General features: G+C 71.9%; 12 protein-coding genes and 1 pseudogene. 5 read left to right on the top strand and 8 right to left on the bottom strand.

Translation table 11 applies throughout. From position 1 onward, the window contains the following. Positions 1–72 precede the first annotated feature (72 nt). The 4 genes and pseudogenes from M6G65_RS26120 to M6G65_RS26105 form a co-directional block, all read right to left on the bottom strand. Positions 73–423: a response regulator transcription factor gene (locus M6G65_RS26120; RefSeq protein WP_238198788.1), complete on the bottom strand. Its 351-nt coding sequence runs from the start codon at positions 421–423 to the stop codon at positions 73–75. A gap of 183 nt (positions 424–606) precedes the next feature. Further along, complete coding sequence (locus M6G65_RS26115) at positions 607–1287, bottom strand: response regulator transcription factor (RefSeq protein ID WP_250103071.1); 681 nt, start codon at positions 1285–1287, stop codon at positions 607–609. A 204-nt stretch (positions 1288–1491) separates the two neighbouring features. Next, a pseudogene (locus M6G65_RS26110) lies at positions 1492–3282 on the bottom strand (thiamine pyrophosphate-requiring protein). A 350-nt stretch (positions 3283–3632) separates the two neighbouring features. Next, complete coding sequence (locus M6G65_RS26105) at positions 3633–4856, bottom strand: acyl-CoA dehydrogenase family protein (protein ID WP_238198540.1); 1224 nt, start codon at positions 4854–4856, stop codon at positions 3633–3635. Positions 4857–5339: 483 nt separating this feature from the next. Here M6G65_RS26105 and M6G65_RS26100 point away from each other — a divergent pair, with 483 nt between their 5' ends. From M6G65_RS26100 to M6G65_RS26080, 5 genes are all read left to right on the top strand, one after another. Next, positions 5340–6329, top strand: a complete 990-nt coding sequence (locus tag M6G65_RS26100) for an aliphatic sulfonate ABC transporter substrate-binding protein (protein ID WP_238198545.1) — start codon at positions 5340–5342, stop codon at positions 6327–6329. Positions 6330–6333: 4 nt separating this feature from the next. Beyond that, the gene (locus M6G65_RS26095) at positions 6334–7386 is read left to right on the top strand and encodes an LLM class flavin-dependent oxidoreductase (protein WP_238198538.1); all 1053 of its coding nucleotides are present in this window, start codon (positions 6334–6336) and stop codon (positions 7384–7386) included. Between the two features lie 13 nt (positions 7387–7399). Further along, entirely contained in the window at positions 7400–8737 is a 1338-nt protein-coding gene (locus M6G65_RS26090; protein WP_238198536.1) for an LLM class flavin-dependent oxidoreductase, read from the top strand. A 248-nt stretch (positions 8738–8985) separates the two neighbouring features. Continuing rightward, complete coding sequence (locus M6G65_RS26085) at positions 8986–10041, top strand: helix-turn-helix domain-containing protein (protein ID WP_238198534.1); 1056 nt, start codon at positions 8986–8988, stop codon at positions 10039–10041. 1 nt (position 10042) lies between these two features. Then, entirely contained in the window at positions 10043–11227 is a 1185-nt protein-coding gene (locus tag M6G65_RS26080) for a transporter substrate-binding domain-containing protein (protein ID WP_238198532.1), read from the top strand. Here the strand turns inward: M6G65_RS26080 and M6G65_RS26075 are convergent. Genes M6G65_RS26075 through M6G65_RS26060 form a run of 4 tightly spaced genes read right to left on the bottom strand, consistent with a single transcriptional unit; the run spans position 11215 to position 15764 of the window. Continuing rightward, complete coding sequence (locus tag M6G65_RS26075; protein ID WP_238198530.1) at positions 11215–12591, bottom strand: LLM class flavin-dependent oxidoreductase; 1377 nt, start codon at positions 12589–12591, stop codon at positions 11215–11217. The genes M6G65_RS26080 and M6G65_RS26075 overlap by 13 nt on opposite strands. Next, a complete protein-coding gene (locus M6G65_RS26070) occupies positions 12591–13829 on the bottom strand; it encodes an SfnB family sulfur acquisition oxidoreductase (RefSeq protein ID WP_250103070.1) in 1239 nt (412 codons plus the stop codon). The genes M6G65_RS26075 and M6G65_RS26070 overlap by 1 nt, the downstream gene beginning before the upstream one ends. A 10-nt stretch (positions 13830–13839) precedes the next feature. Continuing rightward, on the bottom strand, positions 13840–15084 hold the full coding sequence (locus M6G65_RS26065) for an SfnB family sulfur acquisition oxidoreductase (protein ID WP_238198526.1): 1245 nt from the start codon (positions 15082–15084) through the stop codon (positions 13840–13842). 26 nt (positions 15085–15110) lie between these two features. Next, positions 15111–15764, bottom strand: a complete 654-nt coding sequence (locus M6G65_RS26060; protein WP_238198524.1) for a methionine ABC transporter permease — start codon at positions 15762–15764, stop codon at positions 15111–15113.

Raw genomic sequence — 15764 nt, 5'->3', positions numbered from 1 at the left:
CATGCTGCGCGCGCTCCACCGAGTGATGATCCTGCACGGCGCCGCCGCCACGTGCCTGAGACACGACCGGTCTCAGGCCCCGATCGTGTCTTCCAGGCAGCGGATCAGGTCGTCGGCCGCCAGCGGCTTGCGCAGGAGATCGCGGGCGCCCCCCGCGAAGGCACGAAGCCGCGTGGTGTCGTCCGTCAGCGCCGTCATCAGGATGACGGGCAGGGCCGGCTGGACCCGCCGCACGCGCTCCTGCAGGTCCAGGCCGTTGAGGCCGGGCATGTTGATGTCCGTCAGCAGGCAGGACACATCACCCGTGAGGCCCGAGGCCAGGAACGCCTCGCCCGAGTTGAAGGCCCGCGGGTCATAGCCCAGCGCTTCGAGGAAGCTGGATGTCGCATCCAGAACGGCCTCGTCGTCGTCGACGACCGCCACGGCTTTCTTTCCAGCCGACACAGATGTTCCTTTCGAGGCGTCTCGCCGGCAGACGGTCTGAACTCAATGCGCCGATCGCGGTGATCCCGATATTATACGTTCGGTTGGTCCGGCCGGCCGCCGTTTACCTCGGGCCGGACAGCCGGTGCATCCGTTTCACTGACGATCATCGCGCGCATCCGGTCACCCGGTCGGCCGGCAGCTCTCTGCCCCCGTCTTCAACATCTCGGTCTTGCGCACGAGGTCGGCGACGGACCCGGCGGCCATCTTCCGCATGACGTTGCCGCGGTGGATCTTGACCGTGATCTCGCTGATGCCGAGCGCGTGGGCGATCTGCTTGTTCAAGAGACCCTTGACCACGTGATGCATCACCTCGGCCTCCCGCGCCGTCAGAGCGGCGGCGAGCGCCTCGATCTCGGCCACGCCCGCGCTCGCGGCGCGCCGCGCCCGATCCCGCTCGATCGCGACCGCGATCGCATCCAGCATGTCCTGATCGCGGAACGGCTTCGTCAGGAAGTCGAGGGCGCCGGCCTTCATGGCCTGGACGCTCATGGGAATGTCGCCGTGGCCGGTCATGAAGATGATCGGCATGCGGTTGCCCATCGCAACCAGCTTCGATTGGAGCTCGAGGCCGCTCGAGCCGGGCAGCCGGACGTCCAGAACCAGGCAACCGGGACGGTTCGGCAGGGCCGCGGCGAGCAGACCGCGCGTCGAGTCGAAGGCGATCGTGTCGAGGCCCACCGACCGGAGCAGATCCTGCAGCCCGTCGCGGACACCCTCGTCATCCTCGGCGATGACCACCAGCGGGGGCGCCTTCGCGTCGGCGGCCGTCCTGACCGCGGCGCCCCGGGTGTTGCCTGCCATCGTCATCAACGAGCCCTTGCAGTCCTATGCGAGCGCACCCCTGACAGGTGTGCTTACAGAGATCGACGCCGCGCGATCAAGCGCGCGTGCTCGGGCTGGAAGGGCTTTCACAATCGTCTCGACCGGCGTGTCCCGCGGCTTGTGCAAGAGCGCCGGTCCGCGGCCCGGATCGGAGGGTTGATCAGGTCGGAGCGGGCGGCCGCCCTACGTCCTGTCGCCGGGCAGGACGGAGCTCAGCACCTGCCGGGCGGTGTCGGCCAGGAGGTGGCGCTCCTTCGAGTCGCCCTTGCCGAGCATCGACATGAAGTTCTTGACCTGCTCCAGGGTGAAGAACGGCGGCAGCGGCGGCACCTCGGGATCGGTCTTGACCTCCAGCACCACCGGCACCGGGCTCGCCAGCGCCTCGTCCCAGGCCGGGCCGACCTGCGCCGGGTCATCCACGTAGAGGCCCTTCAGGCCGATCAGCTCGGCGAACTTGTGATAGGGCACGTTCGGAATGGTCTGGCTCGCCTCGATTTCGGGTTGCCCTCCATCACCCGCTGTTCCCAGGTGACCTGGTTCAGGTCCTCGTTGTTGAACACGCAGCAGATCCAGGTCTTGTTGGACCAGCGATGCATGTACTTCGCCACCGTGATCAGCTCGGCCATGTTGTTCATCTGCATGGCGCCGTCGCCGACCAGCGCGATCACCGGCCGGTCGGGATGCGCCACCTTGGCGGCGATGGCGTAGGGCACCGCCGCGCCCATCGAGGCGAGGCCGCCCGAGAGCGAGCACATCTGGCCCCGGCGCATCTTCAGGTCGCGGGCGTACCAGTTGGCGCAGGAGCCGGAATCCGAGGTGACGATCACCCGCTCGGGCATGCGCGGCGAGAGCTCCCAGGTCACCCGCTGCGGGTTGACCGGGTTGGCCTTGGCCATCGCTCGGTCCTCGGCCTCCTTCCACCAGGAGGCGACGTTCTTCTCGATCCCGGTCCGCCAGGCGCCGCCCTCCTTCTTCTGGTCGAGGAGCGGCAGAAGGGCGGTGAGCGTCTCGGCGGCCTCGCCGCAGAGCGGCACCTCCATCGGGTAGCGCAGCGACAGCATCTCCGGCGCGATGTCGATCTGCACGCCGCGGGCCTGCCCCTCCTCGGGCAGGAACTCGGCCCAGGGAAAGCCCGAGCCGACCATCAGCAGGGTGTCGCACGCGGCCATCATGTCGGAGGACGGCTTGGAGCCGAGCAGGCCGATCGTGCCGGTGACGAAGGGCAGGTCGTCCGGCAGCGCCGCCTTGCCGAGCAGCGCCTTGGCGACGCCGGCCTGGAGCTTGTTGGCCACCGCGATGACTTCGTCGGTGGCGTGGAGCGCACCGGCGCCGACCAGGATCGCGACCTTCTGGCCGGCATTCAGCACGTCGGCCGCCCGGCGCAGGTCGCCGTCGAAGGGCACGACCTTCGGGGCGGTGTAGCCGACGCCCGAGAAGGTGTTGCCGTGCTTGCGCACCGGTCCCTCGTAGGGGACGTCCTGCAGGTCGTTGGGCAGGATGATCGCCGCGACCTTCCGCTCGGCCTTGGCGATGCGCATGGCACGGTCGGACGATGTGGCGGACCGAGGCCGGGCTCGCCGCCTGCTGCACGTAAGCGGCGACGTCCTTGTAGACGCTCGTGAGGTCGAGCTCCTGCTGGTAGTGCGCGCCATTGACGTTGCGGGCCTGCTGGCCGGCGATGGCGAGCAGCGGCACGTGATCCGAATAGGCGTCGTACATGCCGGTGAGCAGGTGCGTCGCGCCGGGACCGGAGGTGGCGAGGCAGACGCCGACCTCACCGGTGAACTTGGCGTAGGCGGTCGCCATGAAGGCCGCCATCTCTTCGTGGCGGACCTGGATGAACTCGAAGGGCAGGTCGTTGCGCTGAAGGGCGCCGAGCAGGCCGTTGATGCCGTCCCCGGGGTAGCCGAAGATCGTCCTCACCCCCCATTCGGCCAGACGCTTCCAGAAGAAGTCGGAGACGGCGTCGGCCATGTGAATCCTTGGACTATGAGCGGCCGTGGCGCCGTGCACGCAGGATCGGGCCTGCGGGCTGCGGATCGGAAACGGCTCGTGCCGCCGTGGAGCGCTGCTGCGTGCTTGGCCAACCCGACACCGGAAACCGTGTTCCTGACCACCCCGCGGCGCGCTCTGACGCGCGCGTGATGCGGCATCGGGCGGCCGAACCATCAGAATCGGCGGTGTCGAGGGGCTGCGCTGCGGCGGGCAGACGGCCCGCACCTGCGCCCTCTCGGCCTACGGGGCCGCCTCCCGCGCGGCGCTGCGCATGCCCGAGACGGCCTCAAGCGCCCGGTCACCGGGATACCGGCCCCCGGCGACGCGCCTCACGCCGTGCCGACGCGGTACTGCCGCGGCGGCGACGCGCCCGTGATCGCGAAGGCCCCGACGATGCGGTCCCGGTAGATCCGGGGATTGTGGGACGCGATGGTGCGGGCGTTGCGCCAGTACCGGTCGAGGCCGAGCCCCGACTTCACGGCCGAGGCGCCCAGCGCGTCGAACAGCGACGTCGTCGCCTGCAGCACGAGGTCCGTGACCACGCTCACGGCCTGGTTGACCTCGACATCGGCGAGCGTCGTCGCCCGCTCGGTGGCGGGCCCGTCGCCGGTCTGATGCGCCGCGTAGGCCCGCTGGAGGGCTTCGGCGCTCTTGAGCACAACGGTGCCGGCCGCGTAGGCATTGGCCCGGACGCGGCCCACCACCGCCTGGATCTGCGGATCCTCCGCTGTGCGCCCGGCATTGCCGTGGCTGTAGACCCGGGTGCGCTCGGCCACGAGCCGCGCCACGTCCTCGGCGGCCGCCCGGCCGATGCCGGCGAGCGTCGCGAGATGCACCAGCTGGAAGAACGCCATCGCGTAGGGGAAGCGGGCCGGATCGGGCTTGATCAGGTCCGGATCGAGCGCCACGCCCTCGAAGGTCACGGTGCCGCTGGCGGTCAGCGCCTGCCCGAACCCGTCCCAGTCATCGACAACCGTGACCCCAGGCGCCCGGACCGGGACGGCAGCGGTCACGGCCCCGCCCGTCTCGTCCTCGGCCGAGAGGTGGATGTAATCCGCGAACAGCGAGCCGGTGGTGTAGAACTTCCGGCCGTCCACCACGAACCCGCCGTCCCGCCGCCGCACCACCGTGTCGAAGGCGCCGACCTTGGCCGGCCCGGTTTCCGAGACGCCGCTGCCGATCGTTGCGCCGGCCCCGATCCGGGCGAGCCAGGCGGTGCGCCACGCGTCGGAGGAGGCGCACAGGGCGTCCTCCGTGAAGCCGAAATGCGCGCGCAGCGCGTTGGTGACGTTGGAATCGGCCTGGGACAGCTCGATCAGGAGCGCGAACAGCTCGGGCAGGCTGGCGCCGTGGCCGCCCTGCTCCGGGGCGAGGCGCAGGGTGGTGAAGGTCGCCTCCCGCAGCCAGCCGATCTCGGCATGGGGCAGGATGCGGGTGCGGTCCCGCTCGGCCGCGTTGGCGCGGATCTCGGCGAAGACCGGACGGAACCGGTCCGCCAGCGTCTCGTAGCGCGCACTCGGACCCGCGCCCCAGCCCGCTTCCGTCTGCGACATGGCTTCCCGTTCCCGATCCTGAGCAGCGCCGCGGCGCCTCACCCTGAAATCGAGGAGTTGTCCCGTGACCTCAAGCTGAATCGAGAGTCCGCCAAGCTTTTGAAAGCATCATCTCGCCAGGGCCGGCCTGTGAACATCTTCGATTTATAAGTCGACCCTAGAAGAAAAAGCTTTTCTTTCCGCGAACCTTCCTCTGCCGCGGAGAACGCGCGCGGCGATCCCCGACCCGTGCCGGCTCATCGATCCGACCGGTGCCTTTCGCGGCCGACATCGGAAAGACGACACTGCTGCTGATGTCCATCTATGAAGGATGTCGTTTTACACCCGCCTTAGAAATAGAAACATCGTTCCATTGATCCTGTCGTTCGTAACGGTCTTCAATAGAAGCGGGACGGGATGCGACGCGGATCTTCGCAGGACCGTGCCTTCCACAGCAGCTCCGGCACGCCGTCCGGGCACAGCTTCGAGATCCACGAGACCGTGATGACCGACGACACGTTGAGCCGGATCGCCCCGTCCCGCCGGTCCCTGCTGCACGCCGGCCTCGGCGCGGCCGCCACCCTGGCGCTCGGCGCGCCGGCAGTGCGGGCCGGCCCCCGCGAGGTGAAGATCAGCATGCAGCGCTCCTCGGTGCTGTTCACCGTGCTGAAGGTGAAGGGCACGCTGGCCGAGCGCCTGGCGCCGTTGGGCTTCACGCCGAGCTGGCACCTGTTCACCAGCGTGATCGAGCCGATGACGGCCGGCGCCGTCGACATCCATGCCGACGTCGCCGACGCGGTGCCGATCTTCACGCAATCGGCCAAGGCGCCGCTGACCTTCTACGCCCGCGAGCGCGGCGCGCCGGCCGCCGAGGCGATCATCGTGCCGGCGGAGTCGCCGATCCGCACGATCGCGGACCTCAAGGGCCGCACGGTCGGCGTCTCCCGGGGCTCGGGCAGCCACTACGTGCTCGCCGCCGCGCTGAAGCGCGCCGGCCTGAGCTTTTCCGACATCAAGCCGGCCTACCTCCAGGCGCCGGAGGGCGCGGCCGCCTTCGAGCAGGGCAGCCTCGACGCGTGGTCGATCTGGGACCCGTTCCTCGCCTTTGCGCAGGCGAAGCGCCCGGTGCGGGTCGTCGCCGACGCCACCGGCCTGACGAGCTATCACCGCTACTACCTCGTCAACGACAGCTTCGTCGCCGCGCAGCCGGAGGTCGTCGCCGTCGTCTACCGGGCGCTGGTCGAGGCCGGCGCCTGGATGCGGGCGAATCCGGAGGAGGCGGTGGCGCTGCTGGCCCCGATCTGGGGCGACCTGCCGCCCGCGGTCGTGGCCGCCGCCAACAGCCGCCGCACCTACGCGGTCGAGCCGGTGGACCGCGCCCAGCTCGGTGAGCAGCAGGCCATCGCCGACGTGTTCTACGAGGCCAAGCTCATCCCGCGCCGAATCGACGCCACCGACGTGCCGATCTGGCAGGCGCCGGCGGGGCGGGGCTGAGGCCATGGCCGGACCGACCCACGCGCCCCGCTTCGGCATCTGGGCGGCCGTCCACGGCTCCCGGGCCTCCCACCACGACCCCGACGAGCCGGACGACGCCAGCTGGGACCGCAACCGCGCCCTGGTCCTAGAGGCGGAGGCCCTGGGCTTCGATTCCGTGCTGGTCGCCCAGCACACGATGAACCCCTACGACCCGACGCGCGACCAGCTCGAGGCCTGGACGGGGGCGGCGGCGCTCGCGGCACTCACCCGCCGCATCGAGATCATCGCGGCGATCAAGCCCGGGCTCTACCATCCGGTGGTGCTCGCCAAGATGGCGCTCCAGATCGAGCATATCAGCGGCGGCCGCTTCGCCCTGAACCTCGTGAATGCCTGGAACAAGGCCGAGTTCGAGCGGGCCGGCCTGCCCTTCCCGGCCCACGACGACCGCTACGCCTACGGGCGCGAGTGGATCGGCCTCGTGGATCGGCTGATGCGCGGCGAGCGTGTCACCTTCGCGGGGGCGCATTTCCGGGTCGAGGACTACCAGCTCCGCCCCGCCGGCACGTTCCGGAAGCGGCCGACCATCTATCTCGGCGGCGAGTCGGAGCCTGCCCGGGCGCTGGCCGCCGACCATGCGGATGTCTGGTTCATCAACGGCCAGCCGCTGGAGGACGTCGCGGCCCTGATCGCCGACGTCGCCCGGCGGCCTGCGTCCAACGGCCCCCTGCGCTACGGCCTCTCGGCCTTCGTGATCGCGCGGGACTCCGACGCGGAGGCCGAGGCCGAGCACGCGCGGCTCCTCGCCCTCGCGCAGCGCGACGTGGACCTGCGCGCCGACACCCGCGCCCGGACCGACCAGGCCAGCGTGATGTTCGCCAAGACCGATGCGGCGGCTTCCCGCCACGTCGGCACCAACGGCGGCACGGCCGCCGGGCTGGTTGGCAGCTACGCCACCGTGGCGGAGCGGATCCGCGCCTTCCACGCGGCCGGCATCGAGCTGTTCATGCTGCAGTTCCAGCCGTTCGAGGCCGAGATGCGCCGCTTCGCCGAGCAGGTCCTGCCGCGCGTCCGCTGACCCGGAGAGTTCGATGAGCGGACGCACGCTGCATCTCAACGTCAACCTGCTGCATTCGGGCGTCTACCCGTCCGCGTGGCGGCTGCCGGACAGCCGGCCGGACGCCTTCATCGACATCGACCATTTCGTGCGCGTCGCCCGCATCGCGGAGCGGGGCAAGCTCGACGCGATCTTCCTGGCCGACACGCCGGCGATCAACGACCGGATCGACTACCGGCCGTTCAACGCCCTCGAACCCACGGTGGTGCTGGCGAGCGTGGCGGCGGCGACCAGCCATGTCGGCCTCGTGGCCACCGCCTCGACGACCTACAACGAGCCCTACAATCTCGCCCGTCGCTTCGCGAGCCTCGATCTCGTGAGCCGCGGCCGGGCCGGCTGGAACGTGGTGACCACGGCCGACGCCGCCGCGGGCCGCAATTTCGGCTTCGCGGGGGCGTCCGAGCACGGGGCGCGGTACGCCCGGGCCCGGGAATTCACCGAGCTGGTCCACGCCCTGTGGGACAGCTGGGAGGACGACGCGTTCGTCGGCGACAAGGCGGGCGGCAGGTTCGTCGACACCGGGAAGGTCCACGCCGTTCGCCACCGCGGCGCGCACTATACGGTCGAGGGCCCGCTCACGGTGCCGCGCAGCCCGCAAGGGCGCCCGGTGACCTTCCAGGCCGGCGGCTCGGAGGACGGGCGCGAGCTCGCCGCCGCCACCGCCGACGCGGTGTTCTCCCTGGCCCAGACCATCGAGGACGGGGCGGCCTATGCCCGGGACCTGCGCGCACGGGCGGCGCGCTACGGACGCGGGCCGGATGCGCTGATCATCCTGCCCGGCCTCGCCACGGTGATCGGCGCCACGGAGGCCGAGGCGCGCCGCCGGCAGGACGAGCTCTGGGATCTGGTGCCGGAGGCATACAGCCTCGCGCGGCTCGCCGGGACGCTGCGGATCGATCCGGCACGGCTCGACCTCGACAAGCCGCTGCCGGACCCGCTGCCGCTCCCGCCCGACGCCAACCACACGATGTTCCTCGGCACGGTCGCGCTCGCCCGGCGGGACGGGCTGACCGTGCGCCAGCTCCTGCGGGCGCTGGGCGGCGGCGTCGGCCACCGCATCGTCGCGGGCACGCCGGAGGCGATCGCCGACGACATCGAGGCGTGGTTCCGGGCCGGCGCGGCGGACGGCTTCAACCTGATGCCGGACGTGCTGCCGGACGGGCTGGAGACCTTCGTGGACGCGGTGGTGCCGATCCTCCAGCACCGCGGCCTGTTCCGGCGCGACTACGCGGGCGCGACCTTGCGCGACCATCTCGGCCTGGACCGGCCGGCAAGCCGCTACGCGGTCGGCGCGGCCTCGCTCTCCGCCTGATACGCCTGAGGCCGCCCCGGGACGGGAGGAGCCTCCACGCCGGCTGTCCGTCCGGACGATGCCGGCGCTCGGTCGCGCGCACCGACACGGCAAAGGACCGTGTACAGCCGCCTCGCACGCCGTGGGAGCGGATGACCCTCCGGCCGGCCGGGGCTAACATCCGGACCGATCGCGCCGCGCCGCGGCGCGATTCCGCTTCCCACGCCTCGTCAGCGGTCGCGATCAGAACACGCATTCAGGCTGACCGTATGCCGTCCGACGCGACAAGCCGCCCTGCCGACGCCGCCTCGTCCGGCGACGAAGCCGCCGGCGGCGCGGTCGCCTGCCTGCGGTTCGAGCCGCCCGCGGATCCGGAAGCGCTCGGCCGGGCCTGGCAGGACCATCTCGCGCCGGTCTTCGCGGTCAGCTTCCGGCCCGAGACCGATCTCACCGTCCCGATCGCGATGCGCAGCTACAACCTCGGCGACCTCCTCGTCGGCGACGTGATTGCGCCGGCCCACACCCTGGTCCGAACCGAGGCGATGATCCACCAGCAGGGCATCGACCACATCCTTCTCCAGTTCTACCGCCGGGGGCGGAGCGTCGTGGAGACGGACAGCCGCGCCGGACCGGTCACCGAGGTGCAGTGCATCGTCTTCGACCTCGCCCAGCCCGTGCGCATCGTCGCGGAGGCCGTCGACGCCACCAACGTCGTGATCCCGCGCGCGCTCCTGGAGCAGCAGGGCTGCCACCCGGACGCCCTGCACGGCCGCCCCCTCGATCACGACGGCGACCCGTTCGGCCGGCTGGTCCACAACTTCGTCGCCAACGTCGTCGCGTGCGGCGACCTGCTGGACCGGCGCGAGGCCCTGTCGGCCGCGGCGGCGATCACCCAGCTCTGCGCGAGCTGGCTGCGCGGCCAGGAGCAGGGCCGCCCGACCGAGCATCAGGACGTCCGGATCCGGCTGCGCCGCCTCATCGAGGCCGAACTGGGCAACCCGAAGCTGACGCCCGCGCTGATCGCCGGCCGCCTGGGCCTGTCGCGCTCGACGCTGTACCGCCTGTTCGCACCGAACGGCATCGTCGCCTATATCCGCGACCGCCGCCTGATGGCCGCGATGCGGATGCTCGTCCGGGACGACGCGCCCCGCCCGCTGCGCATCGCGCAGGTCGCCTACGCCGTCGGATTCTCGGACGAGCGGACCTTCCGGCGCGCGTTCAAGCGCCGGTTCGGCTTCATCCCGAGCGACGCCCCGCACCGCGCGGACACGGAGCCGGACCGGGCGTCGGCGGCCGTCCTGCGCAACTGGATCGAGAGCCTCTGACGTGCGGGCCCCTCACCGGTCGCTTCCCGCATGCCTGCCGGCCCTGCGGCTGTCCCTGTGCCTGGCCGCCGCGGCCCTGCTGCTCGATGCCCGCGCCTGCCGGGCCGAGCCCCTGGAGACGCCGCGCGAGGCACCCCTCGCCCTCCGCACCGGGAGCACCGAGACGTGGCGGGTCGCGACCCATCCGGTCCCGCCGCTGGTCATGGACGAGGGCGGCCGGCTGCGCGGGTTCAGCATCGATCTCTGGAACGCGATCGCCAAGGATCTGGGGGTCCGGACGGAGTACCGGCGCGTCGACAACCTGCCCGCGCTGTTCGACGCCCTGTCGGCAGGCCGGGCGGACGTGGCGATCGCGGCCGTCTCGATCACCGCGGAGCGCGAGCAGCGGTTCGACTTCTCGGTGACCATGCTGGAGACCGGCCTGCGGATCGCCGTCCGGGCGGCCCCGGATTCCACGGGATCGGCCACGGTGCGGGCCCTCTGGGCGCTTTTGGGCGACGCCGCCTTCCTCCAGGTCGTCCTGGGGATCGGCGCGCTCATCCTGGCGGTGGCCGCCCTCGTCTGGTGGCTGGAGCGGCGCCATCCGGCGGGCATGGTGGCGCAGGCGCCGCCCGGGCGCGGCTTCGCCTACACGCTGTGGTGGGCCCTGAGCAGCCTCGGCGCACAGGCGGAGGAGATGCCCCGCAGTCCCGCGGCGCGGGCGATCACCGTCCTCTGGCTGTTCGCCTGCATCGCCCTGGTGGCGTGGTTCACGGCCGGCCTGACCAGCACCGCGACGGTGGAGCGCCTGCGCGGCGCCATCAACGGGCCGCAGGACCTGCCGGGCAAGCGGGTGGGCACCGTCGCCGACACCACGTCGGTCGCCTATCTGGCGGACCACTTCGCCACGCCGGTGGCCTTCGCGAGCCTGGAGGAGGCCTGCGCGGCGCTGGAGGCCGGGACCGTCGCCGCAGTGGTCTACGATGCCCCGGCGCTCGCCTATTACGCGACGCAGGCCGACCACGCGCCGGTGCGCCTGATCGGGCCGGCCTTCAACCGGCAGGCCTACGGCATCCTGTTCGCGGCCAACGACCCGCGCCGCAAGCGCGTGAACCGGGCCCTCCTCGCCCTGCGGGAGGATGGCCGCTACGACGAAATCTACGGCCGGTGGTTCGGCTCCGAGAGCGGCGAGGCTCAGTCCCGCTGAACCGTCCCGGGCCGGAAGGCGTTCGCGGGGTGGCGCGCGGGCAGCCGGTCGCCCGCGCCGAACAGCTTCGCCCGCAGCGCGCCTTCGGCATAGGCGGTCTTGTAGAGGCCGCGGTCCTGCAGCTCCGGGATCACGATGTCGATGAAATCCGAGAAGCTTTCCGGCACGACGATCCGGCTGAGGTTGAAGCCGTCGACCTCGCCCTCCGCGATCCAGGCCTGGAGTTCGTCGGCGATCGTCACGGCGTCGCCGGTGAGCACCGCGTAGCGGCTGCCGAGTTGCAGCTCGGCCAGGAGGTCGCGCTTGGTCAGGCCGCGCTTGGCCGCCGCCGCGGTGGCCGACTGGATGGCGTTGCCCGGCGCGTAGGGGATCGGCTCGTCGAGGCCGTAGCGGGCGAAATCGATCCCCGTGGAGGCCGAGAAATGCGCCAGCCCGGCCTCCGGGCTCGCGTAGGACAGGTACTCGTCCCGCTTCGCCTCGGCCTCCGCCCGCGTCCGTCCGGGGATGACCGCGAGGCCGACGAACACCTTCACGTCGTCGGGCTTCCGGCCGGCGGCGACCGCCTCGGCCCGGATGGCGCGCACGGATTCGCGGGCGGCGGCGGGGTCACGGGCCGAGATGAACACGCATTCGGCGTGACGCCCCGCGAAGGCCCGGCCCCGGCCCGAGGCGCCGGCCTGGTAGAGGACCGGCGTGCGCTGGGGCGACGGCTCCGACAGGTGATAGCCCTCGACCGAGAAGAACTCGCCCCGGTGGGAGACCTTGCGGATATGGGCGGGATCGCTGAACACCCGGGTCGCCCGGTCCCGGCGCACGGCCGCGTCGTCCCAGCTGCCCTCCCAGAGCCGGTAGAGCACCTCCAGGTACTCGTCGGCGTAGTCGTAGCGCCGGTCGTGCGCCGGCAACGTGCCGCCGCTCTGGCCGCGATGGGCGCTGTCGAGATAGCCGGTGACGATGTTCCAGCCGATCCGGCCGCCGGTCAGGTGGTCGAGGGTCGAGAGGCGCCGGGCGAAGGTGTAGGGCGCCTCCTGGTGGACGTTGATCGTCACCCCGAAGCCGAGATGCTCGGTCACCGCCGCCATGGCGGAGATCATCACGGTCGGGTCGTTGACCGGGAGCTGCACGGCCTCCCGGGCGGTGACGTCGATGCCGCCGCCGTAGATGTCGTAGACGCCGATGATGTCGGCGATGAACAGGCCGTCGAACAGGCCGCGCTCCAGGAGCTTCGCCTGCTCGGTCCAGTAGGACAGCGTGTTGTAGGCGGCCGAGCGGTCGCGCGGGTGGGTCCAGAGCCCGTGGTTGATGTGGCCCACGCAAGTCATGTTGAAGGCGTTCAACAGGATCTGCTTCTTTGCGAGGGCCATCAGAGCGCTCCGTGCCGGGGCGGATGCCGGCCGTCGAGGTGGTAGGCGCCGATCCAGTGGTACTTCCAGCGCACCGGATCGTGCAGGGTGTGGGTGCGGACGTTGCGCCAGTAGCGGTCGAGCGCCTCGGCCCGGTCGGTGGCCGAGGCGCCGCCGAGTTCGAGGAGCTTGTTGGCGGCGAGAAGCCCGGCCCGGTGGCTCGCGGCCCGGGCCTCCGCCACCGCCACGGAGGCCGCCGCGACGCGCTCGGCGTCGGGGGCTTCCTGCGCGGCGTCGACGAAGCGGCCGGCCCGCGCCAGCAGGGCGTCGGCCGCCGCGAGGCGCACCTGGACGTCGCCGAGCGCGTGCAGGGTCAGGGGATCCTCGCTCGCCCGCGTTACCCCGGAATCGATCCACGGCCGGGCGCGATCGCGCACGAAGGGCAGCGTCGCCGCGAAGGCGCCCGCGCCGATGCCGAGATCGATCCCGGCATGCAGGATCTGCGCGAAGGGACCGATGGCGGTCGGCCGCTCCAGCGAGGCCTGGAACGGCACCACCCAGTCGGGCTCCACGGCGACCCGCTCGAACAGGACCGACCCTGAGCCGGTGACGCGCTGGCCGAACCCGTCCCAATCATCGACCAGGGTCACGCCGGGCGCGTCCCGGGGGATGAAGACGAGGTAGGCGACCGCCCGCTCCGCCTCCTCGGCGTTGACCAGGGTCGGGATCCGGTGGGCGTAGAGCGAGCCGGTGCAGTAGAATTTGCGGCCCTCGACAATCCAGCCCGCGGGGTCACGCACGAGCCGCGTGCGGCGGGTGTGGTCGCGCGCGCCGATCTCGGCCAGCGCGTTGCCGAAGCGCTCGCCCGCCAGGACGCGGCCGTAAAGGGCGCGCTTCTGGGCCTCGGTGCCGCCGTTGCGGAGCACCTCCAGGGCGTAGAAGTGGTTCTGCGGGATCTGGCCGAGGGAGCCGTCGCCCGCGGCGATCCGGGCGATCACCTGGGCGACCGTGGCGCTGTCGAGGCCGGGGCCGCCGTATTCCGTCGGCACCGAGATCGCCCAGAGTCCGGATGCGGTGAAGCGCTCGATCTCGGCGAAGGGCAGGAGGCGCTCGCGGTCGCGCTCGACGGCGGCCTCGGCGAAGTCGGAGGCCAGCGTGTCGGCGATCGCCAGCGCCGACGCGGCGTCGGCGATCACCGGCACCGGGCGCGGCGGCGCGGGCGTCCGCGTGAACGCGGTCTCGTGCGGCTGGAGCGGCATGGCCCGGTCCTCAGTTCCACTGGTGCCGGGCCGGCAGCACGCCGTTCAGGGCGTAGTTGCCGAGGAGGTGGTATTTCCAGCGCACGGGATCGTGCAGGGTATGGACCCGGGCGTCGCGCCAGAACCGGCCGAGATTATAGGCCTCGCGGGTCGCCGAGGCGCCGGCGAGCTCGAGGAGCCGCTCGGAGGCCTCCAGGGCCACCTCGGTGGTGAGGATCTTGGCCTGCGCCACCGCCACGGAGGCCTCGGCCGAGCTCTGCGCGGTGACGGGCGCGGCGGCGATCCGGTCCAGACTCCGTCCGGCCCGGGCCAGAACCTCCTCGGCGGCGTGCAGGTCGACCGTGAGCCGGCCGATCTCGCCGAGGATGTGGGGATCCTCCGCGACGGTCTCGGCGGTGAACGGATAGGGCCGCGTCCGGGTGCGCAGGAATGCGAGGGCGGCGGCGGTGGCGCCCCGGGCGAGGCCGGCATCGATCGCCGCCTGGATCAGCTGCGAGACCGGGCCGAACAGGCCCGGCCGGTCGGCCAGCGGCGCGAGGTCCAGGGTGAGATCCGCCTCGACGGGCGCATCCTCGAACACCACCGTGCCGCTCGCCGTGGTGCGCTGGCCGAAGCCCTGCCAATCGTCCACGACCCGCACCCCGGAGGCGTCCCGGCGGACGAAGACCACGAGCGGCCGGCCGGCGGGATCGACCGCGCGGGTCGGGATCCAATGGGCGAAGAGCGCGCCGGTCGCGTAGAAGCGCGTGCCGGTCAGGCGCGGCCCCTCCGGCCCGGCGGTCAGGCGCGTTTCCATATGGGTGATCGCCTTGCCGTTGCGGGCGGGTCCGGCATTGCCGATCCGGTAGCCGGCGAGCACGTCGCGAAAGATCCGCGCCTTCTGGTCGGGGCGCCCGGCGAACGCGACCAGGGCCAGCACGCCGAACTGGTTCTGGGGGATCTGCGCCGCCGAGCCGTCGGCCTCGGCGAGGATCGCGAACACCTCGGCGAGCGTCGCGTACGAGACCTCCGCCCCGCCGTAAGCCCGCGGCACCGTGATGCCGCCGAGCCCGCTCTCTGTGAAGGCCGCGATCTCCGCCCAGGGCAGGCGCCGGTCGCGGTCGCGCTCCGCCGCGCCCGCGGCGAAGACCCGGGCCACCGCGCGGGCGGCCGCGAGCGCCTCGGCGTCGGAGCGGATCCGGTGCGGGGGCGACGGCGGCGGCGGAAGCCGGTCCGCGGCGGCCTCGGGGGCGGGATCGTCCCGATGCAGAGTCATGGCCGGCGCGCCTCGCGAAGGGTCCGTCAGCGGGCGCGGAGGCGCCGCACCGCGGTGTCGCCCACGAGCTGCACGAGGCAGACGAGGGCGATCAGGATCGCGATCACGACGCTCATCACGGTGGTGTCGAAGCGCTGGTAGCCGTACCGGATGGCGACGTCGCCGAGCCCGCCCGCGCCCACCGCCCCGGCCATCGCGGAGGCGCCGATCATCGACACCACCGTGATGGTGAAGCCGCCGACGATGCCGGGCAGCGCCTCGGGCAGGAGCACGTGGGCGAGGATGTGCCGGCGCCGGCAGCCGATGGACTGGGCCGCCTCGATCAGGCCGGCATCGACCTCGCGCAGCGACACCTCGGCGATCCGGGCGAAGAACGGGGTGGCGCTCACCGAGAGCGGCACGATCGCCGCCCAGACGCCGATCGTGGTGCCGGCCACCAGCCGGGTGAACGGGATCAGCGCCACCAGCAGCACGATGAACGGCACCGCCCGGAAGCCGTTGACCAGGGTCCCGACCACCCGGTTGGCCCGCGGCGCCGGGAAGATGCCCTCGGGAGCGGAGGTGACGAGGAACAGCGCCAGCGGGATGCCGGCCAGCACCGCGATCCCGGCCGAGACCCCGACCATGAACAGCGTGTCCAGGAAGGCCTGCCAGAGGCGGTCGATCATCTGCGGGGTCAT

This window comes from Methylobacterium tardum (assembly GCF_023546765.1).
Taxonomy (GTDB): domain Bacteria; phylum Pseudomonadota; class Alphaproteobacteria; order Rhizobiales; family Beijerinckiaceae; genus Methylobacterium; species Methylobacterium tardum.
This window is presented reverse-complemented; position numbering and strand designations above follow the sequence as displayed.